The organism is Dokdonella sp., from assembly GCF_051958935.1.
Classification (GTDB): Bacteria; Pseudomonadota; Gammaproteobacteria; order Xanthomonadales; family Rhodanobacteraceae; genus Dokdonella_A.
Genome location: NZ_JBQCFP010000175.1, coordinates 1 through 16,659 on the forward strand (window position 1 = coordinate 1; position 16,659 = coordinate 16,659).

The 16,659-nt window shown below is 70.8% G+C and carries 14 protein-coding genes and 1 tRNA gene; 9 read left to right on the forward strand and 6 right to left on the reverse strand.

From position 1 onward, the window contains the following. From ACTHK2_RS16360 to ACTHK2_RS16370, 3 genes are all read right to left on the reverse strand, one after another. The coding region (locus tag ACTHK2_RS16360; protein ID WP_440246789.1) for an amino acid kinase family protein at positions 1–395 on the reverse strand (395 nt) is incomplete at its 3' end. 591 nt (positions 396–986) lie between these two features. Continuing rightward, positions 987–1,523, reverse strand: coding sequence for an HRDC domain-containing protein (locus ACTHK2_RS16365; protein WP_440246810.1), 537 nt, complete (start codon positions 1,521–1,523; stop codon positions 987–989). Positions 1,524–1,529: 6 nt separating this feature from the next. Beyond that, positions 1,530–2,066, reverse strand: coding sequence for a hypothetical protein (locus ACTHK2_RS16370; protein WP_440246790.1), 537 nt, complete (start codon positions 2,064–2,066; stop codon positions 1,530–1,532). 88 nt (positions 2,067–2,154) lie between these two features. Between ACTHK2_RS16370 and ACTHK2_RS16375 the strand changes: the two genes are divergently transcribed. Together ACTHK2_RS16375 and ACTHK2_RS16380 are read left to right on the forward strand one after the other, a co-directional pair. Continuing rightward, positions 2,155–4,083, forward strand: a complete 1,929-nt coding sequence (locus tag ACTHK2_RS16375) for an SUMF1/EgtB/PvdO family nonheme iron enzyme (RefSeq protein WP_440246792.1) — start codon at positions 2,155–2,157, stop codon at positions 4,081–4,083. Positions 4,084–4,238: 155 nt separating this feature from the next. Further along, positions 4,239–6,794: a protein kinase domain-containing protein gene (locus tag ACTHK2_RS16380; protein WP_440246794.1), complete on the forward strand. Its 2,556-nt coding sequence runs from the start codon at positions 4,239–4,241 to the stop codon at positions 6,792–6,794. Between the two features lie 25 nt (positions 6,795–6,819). Here the strand turns inward: ACTHK2_RS16380 and ACTHK2_RS16385 are convergent, their stop codons facing one another. The 3 genes from ACTHK2_RS16385 to ACTHK2_RS16395 form a co-directional block, all read right to left on the reverse strand. After that, on the reverse strand, positions 6,820–7,212 hold the full coding sequence (locus tag ACTHK2_RS16385; protein WP_440246796.1) for a DUF6165 family protein: 393 nt from the start codon (positions 7,210–7,212) through the stop codon (positions 6,820–6,822). 79 nt (positions 7,213–7,291) lie between these two features. Further along, positions 7,292–7,382 (reverse strand) — tRNA-Ser (locus ACTHK2_RS16390). Between the two features lie 112 nt (positions 7,383–7,494). Next, complete coding sequence (locus ACTHK2_RS16395; protein ID WP_440246798.1) at positions 7,495–8,574, reverse strand: glycosyltransferase family 9 protein; 1,080 nt, start codon at positions 8,572–8,574, stop codon at positions 7,495–7,497. A gap of 70 nt (positions 8,575–8,644) precedes the next feature. Between ACTHK2_RS16395 and ACTHK2_RS16400 the strand changes: the two genes are divergently transcribed. From ACTHK2_RS16400 to ACTHK2_RS16430, 7 genes are all read left to right on the forward strand, one after another. After that, positions 8,645–9,391 carry a 3-deoxy-D-manno-octulosonic acid kinase gene (locus ACTHK2_RS16400; RefSeq protein ID WP_440246799.1) on the forward strand — a complete coding sequence of 249 codons (747 nt, stop codon included), beginning with the start codon at positions 8,645–8,647 and terminating at the stop codon, positions 9,389–9,391. Then, positions 9,388–10,149, forward strand: a complete 762-nt coding sequence (locus ACTHK2_RS16405; protein WP_440246800.1) for an MBL fold metallo-hydrolase — start codon at positions 9,388–9,390, stop codon at positions 10,147–10,149. Before ACTHK2_RS16400 ends, ACTHK2_RS16405 begins: the two co-directional genes overlap by 4 nt. Then, a complete protein-coding gene (moaA, locus tag ACTHK2_RS16410; RefSeq protein WP_440246802.1) occupies positions 10,149–11,204 on the forward strand; it encodes a GTP 3',8-cyclase MoaA in 1,056 nt (351 codons plus the stop codon). The genes ACTHK2_RS16405 and moaA overlap by 1 nt, the downstream gene beginning before the upstream one ends. Then, positions 11,205–11,690: a cyclic pyranopterin monophosphate synthase MoaC gene (gene moaC / locus ACTHK2_RS16415; RefSeq protein ID WP_440246804.1), complete on the forward strand. Its 486-nt coding sequence runs from the start codon at positions 11,205–11,207 to the stop codon at positions 11,688–11,690. Continuing rightward, entirely contained in the window at positions 11,687–11,926 is a 240-nt protein-coding gene (locus ACTHK2_RS16420; RefSeq protein WP_440246805.1) for a MoaD/ThiS family protein, read from the forward strand. The genes moaC and ACTHK2_RS16420 overlap by 4 nt, the downstream gene beginning before the upstream one ends. Before the next feature lie 11 nt (positions 11,927–11,937). Continuing rightward, positions 11,938–12,360: a molybdenum cofactor biosynthesis protein MoaE gene (locus ACTHK2_RS16425; protein WP_440246807.1), complete on the forward strand. Its 423-nt coding sequence runs from the start codon at positions 11,938–11,940 to the stop codon at positions 12,358–12,360. Positions 12,361–12,549: 189 nt separating this feature from the next. Then, entirely contained in the window at positions 12,550–16,146 is a 3,597-nt protein-coding gene (locus ACTHK2_RS16430) for a reprolysin-like metallopeptidase (RefSeq protein WP_440246808.1), read from the forward strand. Positions 16,147–16,659: the final 513 nt, after the last annotated feature.

The following is a 16,659-nucleotide window of genomic DNA, read 5'->3' on the forward strand; positions in this document are numbered from 1 at the left end:
TCGCGGCTCGGCGTGCCGAGCACGGCGAGTGCGGCGAGCAGATGGGCGAGGTCGCCGAAACCCTGCTCGAGCCAGGCGAGCGTCGCACCGGCGTCCTCGCCGAGCAGATCGCGTGTGGCCGCGAGGTGGCGCTCGCGCAGCCTTGCGTGTTCAGCCTTCCAGCCGTCGTCGCCACGCACGGCGGCGTCGGCGAGGGCGATCAGCGCGTCGGTCGTGCCACGCATCGCCGAGACGACGACGAGCTGCTGCGCGCCGGTTTGCGTCGCCAGGATCGCCGCGACGCGACGGAAGCAGTGCGCATCGGCGAGGCTGGATCCGCCGAACTTGTGCGCGGCGCATGGCTCGGCGGCAGCGAAGACCGCGGCGGCGGGAAGGGCGGGAGCGTTGCGGGACATCGTGAGCCTCCGGTCGGAGGCCCCGTTGCGAGGGAGGCGGGCGGATCGCTGCGGCCCGGTTCCCTTGCGGGGGGACGGGGCCGTTGCGTTCTGGATCTAGCTGCGCGCGGGCACCCGTACCACGGTCGTCGTCGACGTCGTCGTGGTGGTCGTGGTCGTCGCAATCGCGCGGGTCGGGATGGCCGTCGTCCCACACGCGCCGACGCCGCGGTCGGTGACCGCGCGGTCCGTCAGGGCCTGGCAGCGACGAAGTAGCATGGCCCGAGTCTGCCGGTAGGGCCCCCGGGGCTGTCAAGCGCCGGCGATGCGCATCGCAGTGCCCGGCGCCCCGGGCGCGTGTAAGGCGGGTCGAGGCGCGCGAGCGGCGAGTCCCGCCGCGCGCCGAAGGGCTTCGGCGGCACGCGCCTTGCGCGTACCGGCCATGTAGGGCGGGTCGAGCCGCGCGAGCGGCGAGTCCCGCCGCGCGTCGAAGCGCTTCGGCGGCACGCGCCTTGCGCGTGCCGGCCATGCAGGGCGGGTCGAGCCGCGCTCGCGGCGGGTCCCGCCGCCGGTTCGAAGCGCTTCGGCGGCACGCGCCTTGCGCGTGCCGCCCTACGGAAGGCGGTCCATGAGGGCGTCGTACAGCACCTCGCGGCGCCAGCCTTCGAGCGCAGCGGGCCAGCGGCGCGTGGCGAGCAGGGTTTCGAGGTGGCGGCGGGCGCAGAGCAGGCCGTCGGGGAGGTCGAGTTCCGCGGCGCGCGCGACGACGGCCTCCTTGAGCTTGGAGACCACCTGTTTTTCGCGCGCGTCGGGCGCACGCGGGATCGGCGGGAACTCGCGTTCCTCATCCGCGATCGGCGCACGCAGCACCTCCAGCAGGTCACTCCGCTGCGCGCTGCGCAGCGCGCGAAGTCCCTTGGTGCGGTCGGCGAGTTCGTTCGTTTCGCGCGGCGGGCGGGCGGCGAGATCGAGCGCGTGCGCGTCGTCGAGCAGCCACGAACGCGGCCGGTCGATGGCGCGCGCGGTCGTCTCGCGCCAGCGCAGCACGCGGCGCAGCAGCGCCTGCCCATCGCGCGGCCAATCGGCGGCGCCGCGCAGGCCGAGCTGCGGTTCCGGATCCGGCTCGCGGTTGCGCGCGCGCTCGAGCAGGCGCTCTCAGTCCTGCTCGAACCAGCCGAGATAGCCGCGCGCACCGAGGCGAGCGACGAGTTGCGCATGCAGTCCCGGCAGGTGCACGACGTCCTGTTCGGCGTAGTCGAGCGGCTGCGGGCTGAGCGGGCGGCGCAGCCAGTCCGAGCGCGTCTCGGCCTTCGGCAGTTCCACGCCGGTGATCTCGCGCACGAGTTTCTGGTAGCCGAGCCCCGCGCCGAGCCCGGCGAATGACGCGGCGATCTGCGTGTCGAACAGGCGCGCGATCGCGCAGTTCCAGGTCGCCAATGCCTCGAGGTCTTCGCCCGCGCTGTGCATGACGATCGTGCGGCCGGGATCGGCGAGCACGCGCGCGAGCGGTGCCGGATCCACGTCCGCGGTCGGATCGACCAGCGCGATGTGCGGTCCGGCCTGCACCTGCACCAGCGCGAGGCGCGGCAGGAAGGTGTCGGTGCGCATGAACTCGGTGTCGAGGCCGACCAGCGTCGGCACGTCGGCGAGCAGCCGGTGCAGCGCGTCGCTGCGTTCGATCCATTCGGCCAAGCTGTGGAACTCCTGTCTGTACGTAGGATGCATGCAGCCATCGCACGGGCTTCACCGCGCCACTGCGAGCATCGATAATCGACCCACGATGCCCGGTACCGAAGTCACACGCAAGCAGCACACCCTCGGCGGAGCCGCCGGCATCGCGCTGCTCGCGTTCGCGCTCGTCTGGCGTTTCTTCCCGGGCGTGCTGCACGTGGAGCCGCAGCCGCAGGAGCCCGTCGCGCCGAGCCAGCCCGGCCTGCATCCGCCGACAGGTACGTGGTCCGCGGTACGGCCGGCTTCGACGACGGTGCCGGCCTCGGAGGCCGAAGGCGAGCCCGACGTCGGTACCTCGTTCGCCGACGCAGTGCGCATGGGGCCGCCGGTGGCGACCACGAAGGAAGTGAAGGCGCTGCTCAAGCGTGCGCGTGCGGCGGAGGAAAAGGGCTCGCTGTTCGAGCCGAAGGACGCCAATGCGGTCGCGCTCTACCGCCAGGTGCTGGTGGCCGCGCCGAACAATGTCGATGCGGAAGCCGCGCTCGAACGCATCGGCGGCGCCGTGCGCGACTGGGCGCTCGCGGCGATCGATCGCGGCGACGAACCGGCCGCGCAGCGCTACCTCGCGGCCTACGCCGACCTGCCGCATACGGACGACGACCTCGACGGGCTGCGCGCACGCGTCAAGACGTTGCACCAGATCGTGCCCTTGCTCGCCGATGCCGCGTCGCAGGTGAAGGCGGGCAAGCTCACGGGCACGGGCGAGGACAATGCGCTCGCGACCTATCGCGAGGTCATGAAGCTCGACCCGGGCAATCGCCTCGCCGATGCCGGGCTCGCGACGATCGAACGCGACTTCCTCGATCGCGCGCTCGCCCAGGCCGCGCAGGACGATTTCCCGGGCGCCGATGCGACCCTCGGCGCGGCGTCGGAGATCCGTCCCGGCTCGCAGGCGCTGCTCGAAACGCGTTCGCGCGTCGACGGCATCCGCCGCCAGCGTGCCGAAACCGTGCTCGCGCAGGCGCGGTCCGCGCTCGACTCGGGCAATGCCGACCTTGCCGAGCAACTCGGCAGGAAGGCACTCGCGATCAGCCCGGATCTCGCCGGCATCGACGAATTCAACCTGCGCCTGCGCAACGCGCGCCTCTACGCGAGCCTCGCGCCCGGCGAGGTGATCCGCGACCGCTTCCTCGACGTCGCCGGCAGCGCGCCCGCGCTGGTCGTGGTGCCGACCGGCGAGTTCGTGATGGGATCGCCCGCGGACGAGAGCGGCCACCAGGACAGCGAGGAGCCGCAGCGGCGCGTGCGCATCGCGGTGGGTTTCGCGCTCGGCCAGAGCGAGGTCACGGTCGGCCAGTTCCGCGAGTTCGTCGCCGCCACGAAGTACGTCAGCGACGCCGAGAAGCTCGGTTCGGCCGCGGTCTACGAGGAAAGCTCGGGGCGCATCGCCGATCGCCGCGGCATGAGCTGGCGCAACGACTATCGCGGCGAACGTGCGAGCGATGGCCTGCCGGTCATCAATGTCTCGTGGAACGACGCGAGCGCGTACCTCGAATGGCTCTCCGCGCGCACCGGCAAGCGCTACCGCTTGCCGACCGAAGCCGAGTTCGAATACGCCGAGCGCGCCGGCTCGGCCGGGCGCTACAGCTGGGGCGATGGCGACCCGGATCGCGTCGTCGCCAACGTCACCGGCGAGGGCGACCGTTCACCGAGCAAGCGCAGCTGGACCAGCGCGTTCCCGCATTACAGCGACGGCTACTGGGGACCTGCGCCGGCGCGCAGCTTCGCCGCAAACCGCTACGGCCTGTTCGACATGGAAGGCAACGTGTCCGAGTGGGTCGAGGACTGCTGGCACGACAATTACACGCGCGCGCCGCGCGACAGTACGGCCTGGGTCAATCCGGGCTGCGAGCGCCGCGTCGTGCGCGGCGGCTCATGGGGCAGTGATCCCGACCAGGTGCGTTCGGCATTCCGCATCGCCGCGCGCATCGACACGCGCAGCGCGCGGGTCGGTTTCCGCGTCGCGCGGGATCTCTAGCCGGTCGCGCCCTGCGTGCGGCGATCGCCGACTTGCGCCGGGGTCCGTTTCTCATCGCTGCGATCCGCCTGCGGGGATGCGATGATGCGCGCGGCCCGGTCGACAGGACGCAGCGTGGCGCACGACACCGACTCCCCCCACGCGCGGCGCGCCGCATGAGCGGCTCCGCGCCGCCGCTGTTCGATGCCGCGCGCTGGCGCGAGCTGCGTGCACTCGTCGATCGCCTCGAACCGCTGACGCCGGGCGAGCGCGAGGCCGAACTCGCCCGCGTCGCCGCCGCCGACGCGGACCTCGCGGCGTCGGCACGTGAATTCGTCGGCGACGAACAGCGCGCGCGCACCGAAGGCCTCGACGCGCGATGGGACCGCTTGCTGCCGCAGCTGGACGCCGAAGCCGGGCGCCGCTTCGGCGCCTACCGCCTCGTGCGCCGGATCGGCAGCGGCGGCATGGGCGTGGTCTACCTCGCCGAACGCCACGGAGCCGACTTCGTCCAGCACGTCGCGCTCAAGCTGCTCGACGGTGACGCCGCGCGCGTGGCCGAACTCGCCGCGCGCGAACGGCGCGTACTCGCCGCGCTCGCGCACCCGAACATCACTGCGTTCGTCGATTCCGGCATCGACGGCGACCGCCCCTGGCGCGCGATGGAATACGTCGACGGCGAGCCGCTGCTCGACCACTGCGAGCGGCGCGCGCTGGACGTCGCGGCGCGCGTCGAGTTATTCGACCAGGTCTGCGCGGCGGTCGCGCATGCGCACGCGCAACTCGTCGTGCATCGCGACCTGAAGCCGTCCAACGTGCTGGTCGGCGCCGACGGCGTGGTCAAGCTGCTCGATTTCGGCATCGCCCTCGTGCTCGACGCGCGCAGCGAGCAGGCGCCCGCGACGCGCGTGTTCACGCCCGAATACGCGGCGCCGGAACAATTGCGCGGCGAGCGCGCGAGTACCGCGACCGACGTGCACGCGCTCGGCCTGCTGCTGTTCGAGCTGGTCAGCGGCAGGCGCCTGCCGACGCTGGAGGCTCGCGGCGCCGACGCCGACTGGACCACCGCCGAACTTGCGCGCCAGGCGGCCACCGCGACATCGCGCGCGCACGCCACGACGGCGGAGCCGCGCAGCGCACCGCGCCTGCTGCGCGGCGATCTCGGCCGGATCATCGCGCATGCGCTCGCGCACGAGCCGGCACGCCGCTACGCGTCGGTCGCGCTGCTGCGCGAGGACCTGCATCGCTGGCTCGAAGATCGTCCGTTGACGATCGTGCGGCCCGGCTTCGTCTACTCGGCGACGCGTTTCGTGCGGCGCCATCGTGCCGCGGTCGCGGTCGCCGGCATCGCCGTGGCCACCGTGCTCGGCGTCGCCGCGGTCGCCCTGTGGCAGGCGCAGCGCGCCACGCGCATGGCCGCGCGTGCCGAGCACGCGCAGGCGTTCCTCGCATCGCTGTTCAAGGACGCCAACCCCTACCAGGCGCAGCGCGGCGGCACCACCCCGGTCGAACTGCTGCGCAATGCGGCGCAGCGCCTCGACACCGAGTTCCCCGACGCGCCCGACGTGCAGGCCGAGCTGCGTGCGACGATTGCCAACGTGCTCACGCGCGTGGGCGAACCGAAGGTCGCGCGCGGTCTGCTCGAGCGCAGCGTCGCGCAGATGCGCGCGCTGCATGGCGCCGATGCGCCGCAGCTCGGCGTCGCGCTCGCCGCGCTCGCGCTCGCGGCGGGCGAGGCCGGCGACACCGATGCGGCGCGCGCCGCCTACCAGCAGGCCTACGCGATCCTGCGCGATGCGGGACCGGCTTACGGGCGCGACCGGATCGAGGCGCTTACGGGACTGGCCAAGATGGCCAATCTCGCCGGCGATCGCACCGAGGCGCAGCGCATGCACGAGGCGGCGCTCGCCGAGCGCACGGCCATCGAGGGGCCCGACAGTCCCGACATCGCGATGGACCTCATGAATCTCGCCAGCGACGCGCTCTACCAGGAGCGTTATGCGCAGGCCGAACAACTCGCCACGCGCGCCCACGACATGCTCGAGCGCACGCTCGGCAAGGGCCACGCGCGCGCGATCTACGTCGACAACGTGCTCGGCCTCGCGCAGCTCTACACCGGGCATTTCGACCTCGCGCTCGCGACGCTCGCCGCGACCGTCGCACAGGCGCGCGCGACCCTGCAGGCGGGCGCGCCGATGATCGCCATTCCATTGTCGGCCCTCGGCACGACGCAGTATTCCGCCGGGGACGATGCCGCGGCGATCGCGAGCCTGCGCGAAGCGCGCGTGATCATGGACGCGGGCAAGGTGCCGCGGCGCGGTCGCACCAAGCTCATGCTCGGCCTCGCCGAATGGCGTGCCCACGATCCCGCGGCATTAGCGACGCTCGCCGACAGCCGCGCCGACCTCGCGCATTCGCCCGACGACCTCGCGTTCCTCGCCTGGGCCGATGCCGCGTATGGCGCCATGCTCGCCGAGCGCGGCCGGCGGGAGGAGGGTGAAGCGCTCGCGCGCGCGGCCCGCGCGACGCTCGCCGCAAGCAGCGAGGCGGCCAGTGTGAGGATGGCCGAAGTGGCCTGGCTGCTCGCCGGCATCGTCGAAACGAGTGCGCCCGACGAAGCACGCGCGCTGCGCGAAGAAGCGCTCGCGACGAGCCGCCGCGTCTACGGCGAAGCGCATCCGCGCACACGCGCATTCGCTGCCGGACTCGCCGCGTACGGCAAGGGGACTTAGCCCACGTAGGAGGATGTGTTCGGCGTCAGCGGTAATCCTGGTAGGACTTTTCCTCGACCAGGGTTGAGCCGAGCTTCTCGTTGATCTCGCGCTTGACCGCGGCGCGCTCGTCGTTGCGGAAGTACACCGCGCGCGCCAGCTCGATGAATTCGGCGTCGAACGCCTTCGCCTTTTCCTTGAGGCGGATGCGGTCCTCGATGTCCCACAGCGCCTGGTTCACCGCGCGCAGGCGTGTACGCTCGCCGCTGATGTCGGTCTTCGATGCCGGATGCGCCGCCCAGGTCGCGTCGAGCAGCTCGAGTTCGGTGCGCACGTTGGCGACCTTCGCCGCATCGCGGATCTGCTCGGCCTTGATCTCGAGGATCGTGATCTTGTCGATCAGCTCGCCGAAGGACACCGGGGTCGAAATCGTGCTCATGGCTCGCTCGCTGTCGCGGGGCGCCGACGTGGCGACGCCGGAAATGAACAAGGGGCCTCGCGGCCCCTTGCTTGGAAACTGGCGGAGAGGGTGGGATTCGAACCCACGTTACGGCATAACCGTAAACCGGATTTCGAATCCGGCGCATTCGACCACTCTGCCACCTCTCCACTGAAACCTGCCGCCGCCGCGAGGGTCGAATCGCTGCTGGCACAATCCCGCGCAGGGCGCCGCGGAACGGGCCGCGGATGATACGTGGGTCGGTCCGCCAATACAACCGGATCAGGCCGGGGGAGGCGCACCGCGCCGGCGAGCGTCGAACGCGCTGAGCCGCTCGAGTACGTCCTCGACGTCGATCAGATCCATCACGCCGGGGTATTCGAGCTTGGTGCCCCACGGCAGCGCGTCGGCCGGCTTGCGGCGGAACTTGCGCGCGGCCGCATCGTAGCGGTCGACGCACCATTGGCGGTCGGAATAGGGGCCGCTGCGCACCGGGTTGCTCGCCGCGTGCAGGCCGAGCACGGGCGTGCCGACCGCGTTCGCCATGTGCATCGGACCGGAGTCGGGGCAGAGCACGAGCGTCGCGCGCCGCAGCAGGGCGAGCAGCTGCTTGAGCGTGTCCTTGCCGACGAGATCGAGCGGGCGCGTGCTCATGCCGGCGAGGATCGCGTCGGCGAACTCGCGCTCGAACGCGCTCGGCCCGCCGCACAAAACGACGCGCCAGCCGAGCGCGAGCGCGGCTTGGTCCATCACCGCGGCATAGCGCTCGGGCCGCCAGTTGCGCAGCCGATGGCTCGACACCGGGCTCACGAGCAGGGTCGGCGCGTCGCCGGGCAAGTGCCGTTCGGCGAACGCGTGCGCCTCGGCGGGGACCGGGATGTCCCAGCGCACCTCGGTCTGGCGCAGGCCGAGCGGCTCGAGGAAGCTTGCCATCGCATCGAGCACGTGCTGGCCGTGGCGCGCGGCGATGCGGCAGTTCACGAACAGGCCATGCAGGTCCTTCGAGCGCGCGCGGTCGTAGCCGATGCGCAGCGGCGCCTTCACGCTGAGGCTGAGCAGGTTCGAGCGCAGTGCGACCTGCATGTGCAACAGCGCGTCGAAACGACGGCCGGCGAGCTGCTCGCGCACCGCGCGATGACCGGCGCGTCCGGCATGCTTGTCGAACACGATGAACTCGACGCCGGGTAGGTCGCCAACGAGCTTGTGCTCGAGCTTGCCGATCAGCCAGGTCAGGCGCGTGCCAGGCCAGTGCGCCTCTAGCGTGCGCACCATCGGCACCACGTGGGTGACGTCGCCGATCGCCGAGGTGCGCAACAGGCAAAGGGATGCCGGCTCGGTGCCGGCCGTTGCAGCTTGTTCCATGCGGTGCTTGCTACCATCTACGGACGATGCGCGCCGGGTGGGGCGCAAGAGGTGGGAACTTGGCAGACGCATGATCCAGGTGCAAGTTCAATCGATGTCCGATGGCGCCATCGTCTACGACGCCGCGCTCGGCGCGGTGCCGACGGCGGAGTGGTTCGACGCTGCCCATTGGGGCCTGCTCGGCCGCGCCGCCGGCGGCCGCGGCGGCGTCGTGTTCGTCGACACGCCGGCCGGCGCGTGCGCATTGCGCCATTACCACCGTGTCGGACTCGCCGCGCGCGTCAGCGCCGACGTGTACGTCTGGACGGGCGCTGCGCGCACACGCGCGTTTCGCGAGTTCGACCTGCTCGCGCGCCTCGCGGACTTGCACCTGCCGGTTTCGCTGCCGGTCGCGGCGTGCTACCGGCGCAGCGGTCTCGGTTATCGCGCCGACCTGCTCACGCGGCGCATCGAGGGCGCCGAGACGCTCGCGGCGCGGGTAGCACGCGGCGAGCTGGACCCGCGGCTCGCCGAGCGCATCGTCGGTACGGTCGCGCGCTTCAATCGCGCCGGCGCATTCCACGCCGACCTCAACGCGCACAATGTGCTCGTTGGCGGCGACGGCGGCGTCAGCCTGATCGACTTCGACCGCGGCCGCATGCGCAAGCCGCATTTCACATGGCAGCAGGCCAACCTCGCGCGCCTGCTGCGCTCGCTGCGCAAGCTCGGCGCGCGCCACCTCGACGGCTTCGAATCGCGCTTCTGGCATCCGCTGCTCGCGGCCTACCACGACGCGATGGCGCGGCGCGCGCTCGCCGGGACGGAGGCGGCGCCATGAACCTCGCATTGCGCTTCCTCGGCGTGGGTAGCGCGCAGGCGCCCGAACTCGGCTCCGCCTGCGCCGTGCTCGAGCGCGATGGCACGCCGCTGCTGATGATCGACTGTGGCGCGGAGGCGCTGTCGGCCTACCTCGACCACTACGGCACGCCGCCCCACGCGCTGTACGTCACGCACACGCACATGGACCACGTCGCCGGGCTCGAGCGGCTGTTCTATCGCACGTATTTCGACGAGGCGTTGCGCGGCCGGACGCGCATCCACGCGCACGCGGCGCTGGTGCCGCTGCTGCAATCGCGCGTCGCCGACTATCCGGAAGTGCTCGCCGAAGGCGGCGCGAACTTCTGGGACAGCTTCCGCCTGGTGCCGTGTTCGCGCGGCTTCTGGTGCGACGGATTGTGGTTCGACGTGTTCGCCACGCGCCACCATGCGCCGAACACCTCGTTCGGGCTCGCGCTCGCGGGGAGTTTCGTCTGGACCGGCGACACGCGCCCGGTGCCGGAGATGCTCGCCGTGCACGCGGCCAACGGCGAACTCGTCGCGCACGATTGCGCGCTGCACGGCAATCCCTCGCATACCGGCCTCGACGACCTCGGGCGCGAGTATCCGGCCGGTCTGCTGCAGCGCTTCATGCTCTATCACTACGCGAGCGAGTCCGACGCGGCGGCGATGGAGCGGCGTGGCCTGCGCGTCGCGCGCCGCGGCGATCTCGTCGCGCTCGCGCCGCCGCTCGGGCGCGCGTTGCCGGGAGCCGTCTGATGGGCGCGCCGATTCCGGTTCGCGTGGAAGGTGGCGACCCGGCGACGCCGCGGCTCGACCGGCACGGCCGCCGCCTGCACGACCTGCGCATCTCGGTCATCGATCGCTGCAACTTCCGCTGTCCCTACTGCATGCCGGAAGACCAGTATCCGCGCGACCACGAATTCCTCGGCAAGGCCGATCGCCTGCGCTTCGAGGAGATCGAAAGGCTCGCCCGCGCATTCGCCGGGCTCGGCGTGCGCAAGTTGCGCCTCACCGGCGGCGAGCCGCTGCTGCGCCGCCAACTGCCCGTGCTCGTGCGCGCGCTCGCGCGCATCCCCGGCATCGAGGACGTCGCATTGACCACCAACGGCAGCCTGCTCGCCGCGCACGTCGATGCACTGCGCGAGGCGGGGCTCGGCCGCATCACGATCAGCCTCGACACGCTCGATGCGGACACGTTCCGCGCGATGTCGGGCGGCCGCGGCGAAGTCGCCGACGTGCTCGCCGCGATCGCCGCGGCCGAGCGCGCCGGTTTCACCCGCCTCAAGATCAATTGCGTCGTCATGCGCGGCACCAACGACGGCCAGGTGCTCGATCTGCTCGACCACTTCCGCGGCAGCGGCCACATCGTGCGCCTCATCGAGTACATGGACGTCGGCACCTGCAACGACTGGCGCCGCGACCTGGTCGTGCCGAGCGCGGAGCTGCGCGCGCGCATCGCCACGCGTTGGCCGCTGGTCGAACTCGCGCCGAACTACGGCGGCGAGGTCGCGCGGCGCTGGGCGTTCGCCGACGGCGGCGGCGAAATCGGTTTCATCAGCTCGGTGAGCGAACCGTTCTGCGGCGACTGCTCGCGTGCGCGCCTGTCGGCGGATGGACGACTCTACACCTGCCTGTTCGCGTCCACGGGTTGCGACCTGCGCACGCCGCTGCGCGCGGGCGCCGACGACGCCGCGCTCGCCGGCCTGGTCGCGGCGGTGTGGCGTGCGCGCGGGGATCGTTACAGCGAGGTGCGCAGCGAAGCGGTCGCCGCGCAGCGCGAACGCGTCGAGATGTATTCGATCGGAGGCTGAATGGCGAAGCTCACGCACGTCGACGAAGAGGGCAGGCCGCGCATGGTCGACGTCGGCGCCAAGGCCGTCACGCGCCGCGAGGCGACCGCCGAGGCGCGCGTGCGCTTCCCGCCGGCGGTCGCGCGCACGCTGCGCGCGCAGGGGATGCAGTCGGCAAAGGGTCCGGTGGTGGATACCGCGATCATCGCCGGCACGATGGCGGTCAAGCGCACGCACGAGCTCATTCCGTTTTGCCATCCGCTGCCCATCGAACATTGCCGCATCGAGATCGCCTTCGCCGGCGACGACGAATTGCTCGTGCGCTGCACGGTCGCGCTCAGCCACAAGACCGGTGTCGAGATGGAGGCGCTGACCGGCGCGAGCGTCGCCGCGTTGACCGTCTACGACATGTGCAAGGCGCTCTCGCACGAGATCGTGATCGACGGCGTGCGCCTGGCCGAGAAACGCGGCGGCAAGCGCGACGTGCGCGAGGGACGCGCGCGGTGAAGGTGCAGCTGCTGTATTTCGCCAGCCTCGCCGATCGCGCGGGATGCGGCGCGGAAGCGCGCGACAGCGCCGCGCGCACGCCGCGCGAGCTGTACGCCGAAGTCGCCGCGGCCCACGGCTTCGCCTTCGCGATCGAGCGCTTGCGCGTCGCCGTCAACGGGGCGTTCGTCGAGTTCGATCGCCCGCTCGCGGACGGCGACGAGGTCGTCTTCGTGCCGCCGGTCAGCGGCGGCTGACGCGCAGTGGCATGACCGACCGACGCTTCCGCCTCAGCGACGCCCCGATCGACGTCGCCGCCGAGCGGCCCGCGCTCGATCATGCCGCGGCCGGCGCGTATGCGAGCTTCGAGGGCTGGGTGCGCGACCACAACGATGGCCGCGCGGTGCATCGCCTCGACTACCAGGCGTACGCCGCACTCGCGCTCGTCGAAGGCGAAGCCATCCTCGAGGAAGCGCGCGCGCGGTTTCGCATACGCGAGGCGCGCTGCGTGCATCGCGTGGGCACGCTCGCGATCGGCGATCTCGCCGTGTGGGTCGGCGTCAGCGCCGATCACCGCGGCGCGGCGTTCGACGCATGCCGCTGGATCCTCGATGAAGTGAAACGCCGCGTGCCGATCTGGAAGAACGAGCACTACGCCGACGGCGAATCGGGTTGGCTGCACCCGACCTGAGGCCTCCGCCATGCGGCGGAGTCGCCTTTGCGCCGTGCCCTCCGTCCGGCGGAATCCCCGCCGGGCGCGTCCTGCTACCGTCACCGGGTCGACTGGGGACCCGGTTCGTCGCGCTTCGTTCCTTCGAAGGGCGCACGCGACGACCGCCATGCAGGGACTTCCGTGTTCGCGCGAATGGGGGTTGCGAGAGTGAACAAGTATTCGATCAAGGCCGGCCTGCTCGTGCTCGGCCTGTGCACCACGGCGACGGCGTGGGCGGGGCCCACCGAGGCGTATTGGCACGATGATGTTTCACGCAGTCCGGCTCCGGACGCGCCGCATCCGGCGGCATTCCGCTCGCTGACGCTCGACACCGTCGGTGTCGCGCGCCACCTGCGGTCGGCACACGAAAGCGGCATCGCGACCGGGATCGCCCTGCCGCAGCCCGATGGCGGCTACGCCGATTTCATGGTGGTCGACTCGGGCGTGATGCCGGCCGAGTTGCAGCGCAAATATCCGGACATCCTCAGCTTCAAGGGCAGCGATGCGCAGGGTCGCGCCGTGCGCCTGGACGTGTCGCCGATGGGCTTCCAGGCGATGGTGTTCGACCCGGCCGGCATCTGGGTCGTGCGGCCCGAGACGCTCGGCGGCGGCACGCATTACCTGAGCTTCAGCCGCGCCGAACTCGAAGTACCCGGCGGCATCGGTCGCTGTGAAGTGCACGAGCAGGGCATCGACCCGGCCGGAAGGAACCTCGTACCGGACACGCCGATGACGCAGACCGGCGTCAACCGCCGCGTCTATCGCGCCGCGGTCGCGGCCAACCACCAGTACATCGCCGCGGTCGGCGGCGGCACGGTCGCCGGCGGCCTGTCGGCAACGGTGGTCGCGGTCAACCGCGTCACGCAGGTGTACGAGACGGAGTTGTCGATCTCGCTCGCGCTCGTGCCGAACAACGACCTGCTCATGTATGCGAGCGCGACCGGCGACCCGTTCGGCAGCAACGGCACCGGCGTCATCAACAACTCCACCTCGGTCATCAATGGCGTGATCGGCGCCGCCAATTACGACATCGGCCACGTGTTCACCACCGGTAGCGGTGGCGTTGCCGGCCTCGGCGTCGTCTGCGGCGGATCGAAGGCGCGCGGCACCACGGGCTTGCCCAATCCGACGGGCGATGCGTTCTACATCGATTTCGTCGCGCACGAGATGGGCCACCAGTTCGGTGGCAACCATCCGTTCAACGGCACCGGCGGCAACTGCTCTGGCGGCAACCGCAACGGCCCGACCGCGTACGAGCCCGGCAGCGGCACCACGATCATGGCGTACGCGGGCATCTGTGCCGCAGACGACCTGCAGCCGCATTCCGATCCGTATTTCCACGCGATCAGCCTGCAGGAAATCAACAACTACACGAATGCGGGCGGCAACTGTTCGGCCAACACGACCAACGACAATCATGCGCCAGTGATCGATGCGGGCAGCATGCCGAGTGGCTACACGATTCCGGCCCGCACGCCATTCGTGCTGAGCGCCACGGCGAACGATCCCGACGCGGGCGACACGGTCACGTACTCATGGGAAGAGTGGGATCTGGGCCCCGCCGCCGCGCTGTCCGCCGGGGACAACGGCTCGAGCCCGATATTCCGCGCCTGGCCGCCGACCGTGAGCGGCGCGCGCATGTTCCCGAAGCTGTCGACGGTGCTGACAGGGACGACGATCAAGGGCGAGACCCTGCCGACGACGACGCGTGCGTTGAAGTTCCGCCTGACCGCGCGTGACGAACGTCCCGCGCACGGCACGACGCAGAGTGCGGATGTCACGGTCAACGTCGTCAACACGGCCGGGCCGTTCCAGGTCACGACGCCCAATACCGCGGTGTCATGGGCGCAAGGGAGCACGCAGTCGGTCACCTGGGACGTCGCCAACACGACGGCCGCGCCGGTCAGCTGCGCTTCGGTCGACATCGCCCTGTCCGCCGACGGCGGCCAGACGTTCCCCTACAGCCTTGCCAGCGGCGTCGCCAACTCCGGCAGTGCGAACGTGACGGTGCCGGACGTCGCGACGACGCAGGCGCGCGTCAGCGTCGCCTGCGCGAGCAACGTCTTTTTCGACATCTCCAACGCCAACTTCACGATCCCCGCGGCGGCCGGCACCTACACGGTCGGCGGCAACGTCACGGGGCTTGCCGGCAGCGGCCTCGTGCTCCAGCTCAATGGCGCCAACGACCTCGCGATCAGCGTCAACGGCAGTTTCGCGTTCCCGTCCGCGCTCGCCGGTGGCACCGGCTACGCGGTCACGGTCGCGAACCCGCCCGCGCATCCGGGGCAGGTCTGCACGGTGACGAACGGCAACGGCGCGATCGGTGCGGCGAACGTCACCACCATCGCCGTCGCGTGCAGCACGCCGCCGCCGCCGACCCATACCGTCGGCGGGCACGTGGCCGGCCTCGTCGGCAGCGGACTCGCGCTCAAGCTCAATGGCGGCGCCGCGTTGCCGATCGCCGCGAACGGGCCGTATGCGTTCCCGGGTGCGCTCGCCGACGCGAGCGTCTACACCGTGATGATCGCCTCGCAGCCGAGCGGGCAGACCTGCACGCTCGCCCATGCGAACGGCACCGTCACCGGCGCGGACGTGACCAATGTCGACGTGACCTGCACCGGTGGCGGCGCGACGTACACGGTCGGCGGAACGGTGGGTGGCCTCACCGGCAGCGGGCTCGTGCTTTCGCTCAATGCCGGCGCACAAACCGCTGCGGTCGCCTCGAATGGGCCGTTCGTGTTTCCGACCGCGCTCGCCGACGGCTCTGCCTACATCGTCACGATCGGCACGCAGCCGTCGGGCCAGACCTGCTCGGTGGCCAACGGGAGCGGCACCATCGCCGGGGCCAACGTGACCAACGTCGCGGTGAGCTGCGCGGCTACGCCTACATTCACCGTCGGCGGCACGGTGAGCGGCCTCACGGGTGGCAGCGTCGGTCTGTCCCTCAACGGTGGTGCGCAGTCGCAGTCCGTCGCCGCGAACGGCGCATTCACGTTCCCGGGCGGCCTGGTCAACGGCGCGACCTACACCGTCACCGTCGCAACGCAGCCGGCCACGCCGCCGCAGACCTGCGTCGTCACGAACGGCAGCGGCACGATCGCGGGCGCGAACGTGACCAACGTCAGCGTGACCTGCGCAGGCGACGACCGCATCTTCGTCGATGGGTTCGACGGCAGCGGAGAAGCGGTCCAGCCGGTGCAGGATCCCGGGTTCGAATCCACCACCACCGATGGCGGCGCGAACCCGTCGTGGGAGAGCCTGGACGGCAACGCAGGTGCCGATGGCGGCACCAATTTCTACGGTGACCTCGCCGATTTCGACGGGCTGCCGATCCATGGCGGTCATTGGGTCACGTGGTTCGGCGGCTGGGAGGGCGGGGCGGAAATCCAGCACATCGCGCAGAGCGTGACGATCCCGTCCGGTGCGCCGCGCTATCTGAACTTCTGGCGCCTCATCGACAGCGTGCCCGACGCCGCTGGCACGCTGACGGTGTCGATCGACGGCAATGCGATCGACACGCTCGATGTCAGCAGTGCGACCCCCGACGTCGACTTCGAGCAGCGGTCGATCGACATCAGCGCGTACGCGAACGGCGCAGTCCATGTCATCCGCTTCCAGTACCAATATGATGACGCCGGTGGCACCGGCATCGACGGCAACGTGTTCATCGACGACGTCACCGTCGACGCGACGCCGTCGAGCCCGCGACCCGCACCGGCACGGCCGCAGCGGTCGACGTCCAAGGCCCACAAGCACGCACGCTGAGACGTTGCGGCAACGCATGCAGGGCCTCCCTTCGGGGAGGCCTTGCTGCTCGTACGGCCTACGACCCGGCGGAAGCCCGGGCCGGCTTCTCGGGCCCCGGCACGGAACCGGATTGCGGTGTTCTCCGGCATGACGGGCTCCGCTTGCGCATATGCCTTGCTCCGATGCCGGCGCAGGAGAGCGGGCGACAACACGATGCTTCTCTAGAGACAGCCCTGCACGAGAACGCGAGCGAATTCCCGCACCCGACCGAAGGACTTTTCCCGTGCGAATGCGCACGCCTCCCGCGTCCTGCGCCCTTGTAACCGCCTGTACCTGCTAGTATCCTGCGCGGCCCGCCGAGCGGGCGCGCGTGCGGCGGACCTCGTTTCACCGCATTCGTTACGGAGAGGTGTCCGAGTGGTTGAAGGAGCACGCCTGGAAAGTGTGTAAACGGGTCAAACCGTTTCGCGGGTTCGACAAATTCGTCGGGAACGAATTTGGACAGCCTCAGGCTGGCCCCTCGCGTAGCAA

What these genes read in the sequence shown, in the direction of transcription:
- ACTHK2_RS16395 (WP_440246798.1), bottom strand. Translation starts at nt 8,574, where the DNA reads ATGGAACAAGCTGCAACGGCCGGCACCGAGCCGGCATCCCTTTGCCTG.
- ACTHK2_RS16425 (WP_440246807.1), top strand. Translation starts at nt 11,938, where the DNA reads ATGACCGACCGACGCTTCCGCCTCAGCGACGCCCCGATCGACGTCGCC.
- ACTHK2_RS16400 (WP_440246799.1), top strand. Translation starts at nt 8,645, where the DNA reads ATGATCCAGGTGCAAGTTCAATCGATGTCCGATGGCGCCATCGTCTAC.
- ACTHK2_RS16375 (WP_440246792.1), top strand. Translation starts at nt 2,155, where the DNA reads ATGCCCGGTACCGAAGTCACACGCAAGCAGCACACCCTCGGCGGAGCC.
- ACTHK2_RS16385 (WP_440246796.1), bottom strand. Translation starts at nt 7,212, where the DNA reads ATGAGCACGATTTCGACCCCGGTGTCCTTCGGCGAGCTGATCGACAAG.
- moaC (WP_440246804.1), top strand. Translation starts at nt 11,205, where the DNA reads ATGGCGAAGCTCACGCACGTCGACGAAGAGGGCAGGCCGCGCATGGTC.
- ACTHK2_RS16405 (WP_440246800.1), top strand. Translation starts at nt 9,388, where the DNA reads ATGAACCTCGCATTGCGCTTCCTCGGCGTGGGTAGCGCGCAGGCGCCC.
- ACTHK2_RS16380 (WP_440246794.1), top strand. Translation starts at nt 4,239, where the DNA reads ATGAGCGGCTCCGCGCCGCCGCTGTTCGATGCCGCGCGCTGGCGCGAG.
- moaA (WP_440246802.1), top strand. Translation starts at nt 10,149, where the DNA reads ATGGGCGCGCCGATTCCGGTTCGCGTGGAAGGTGGCGACCCGGCGACG.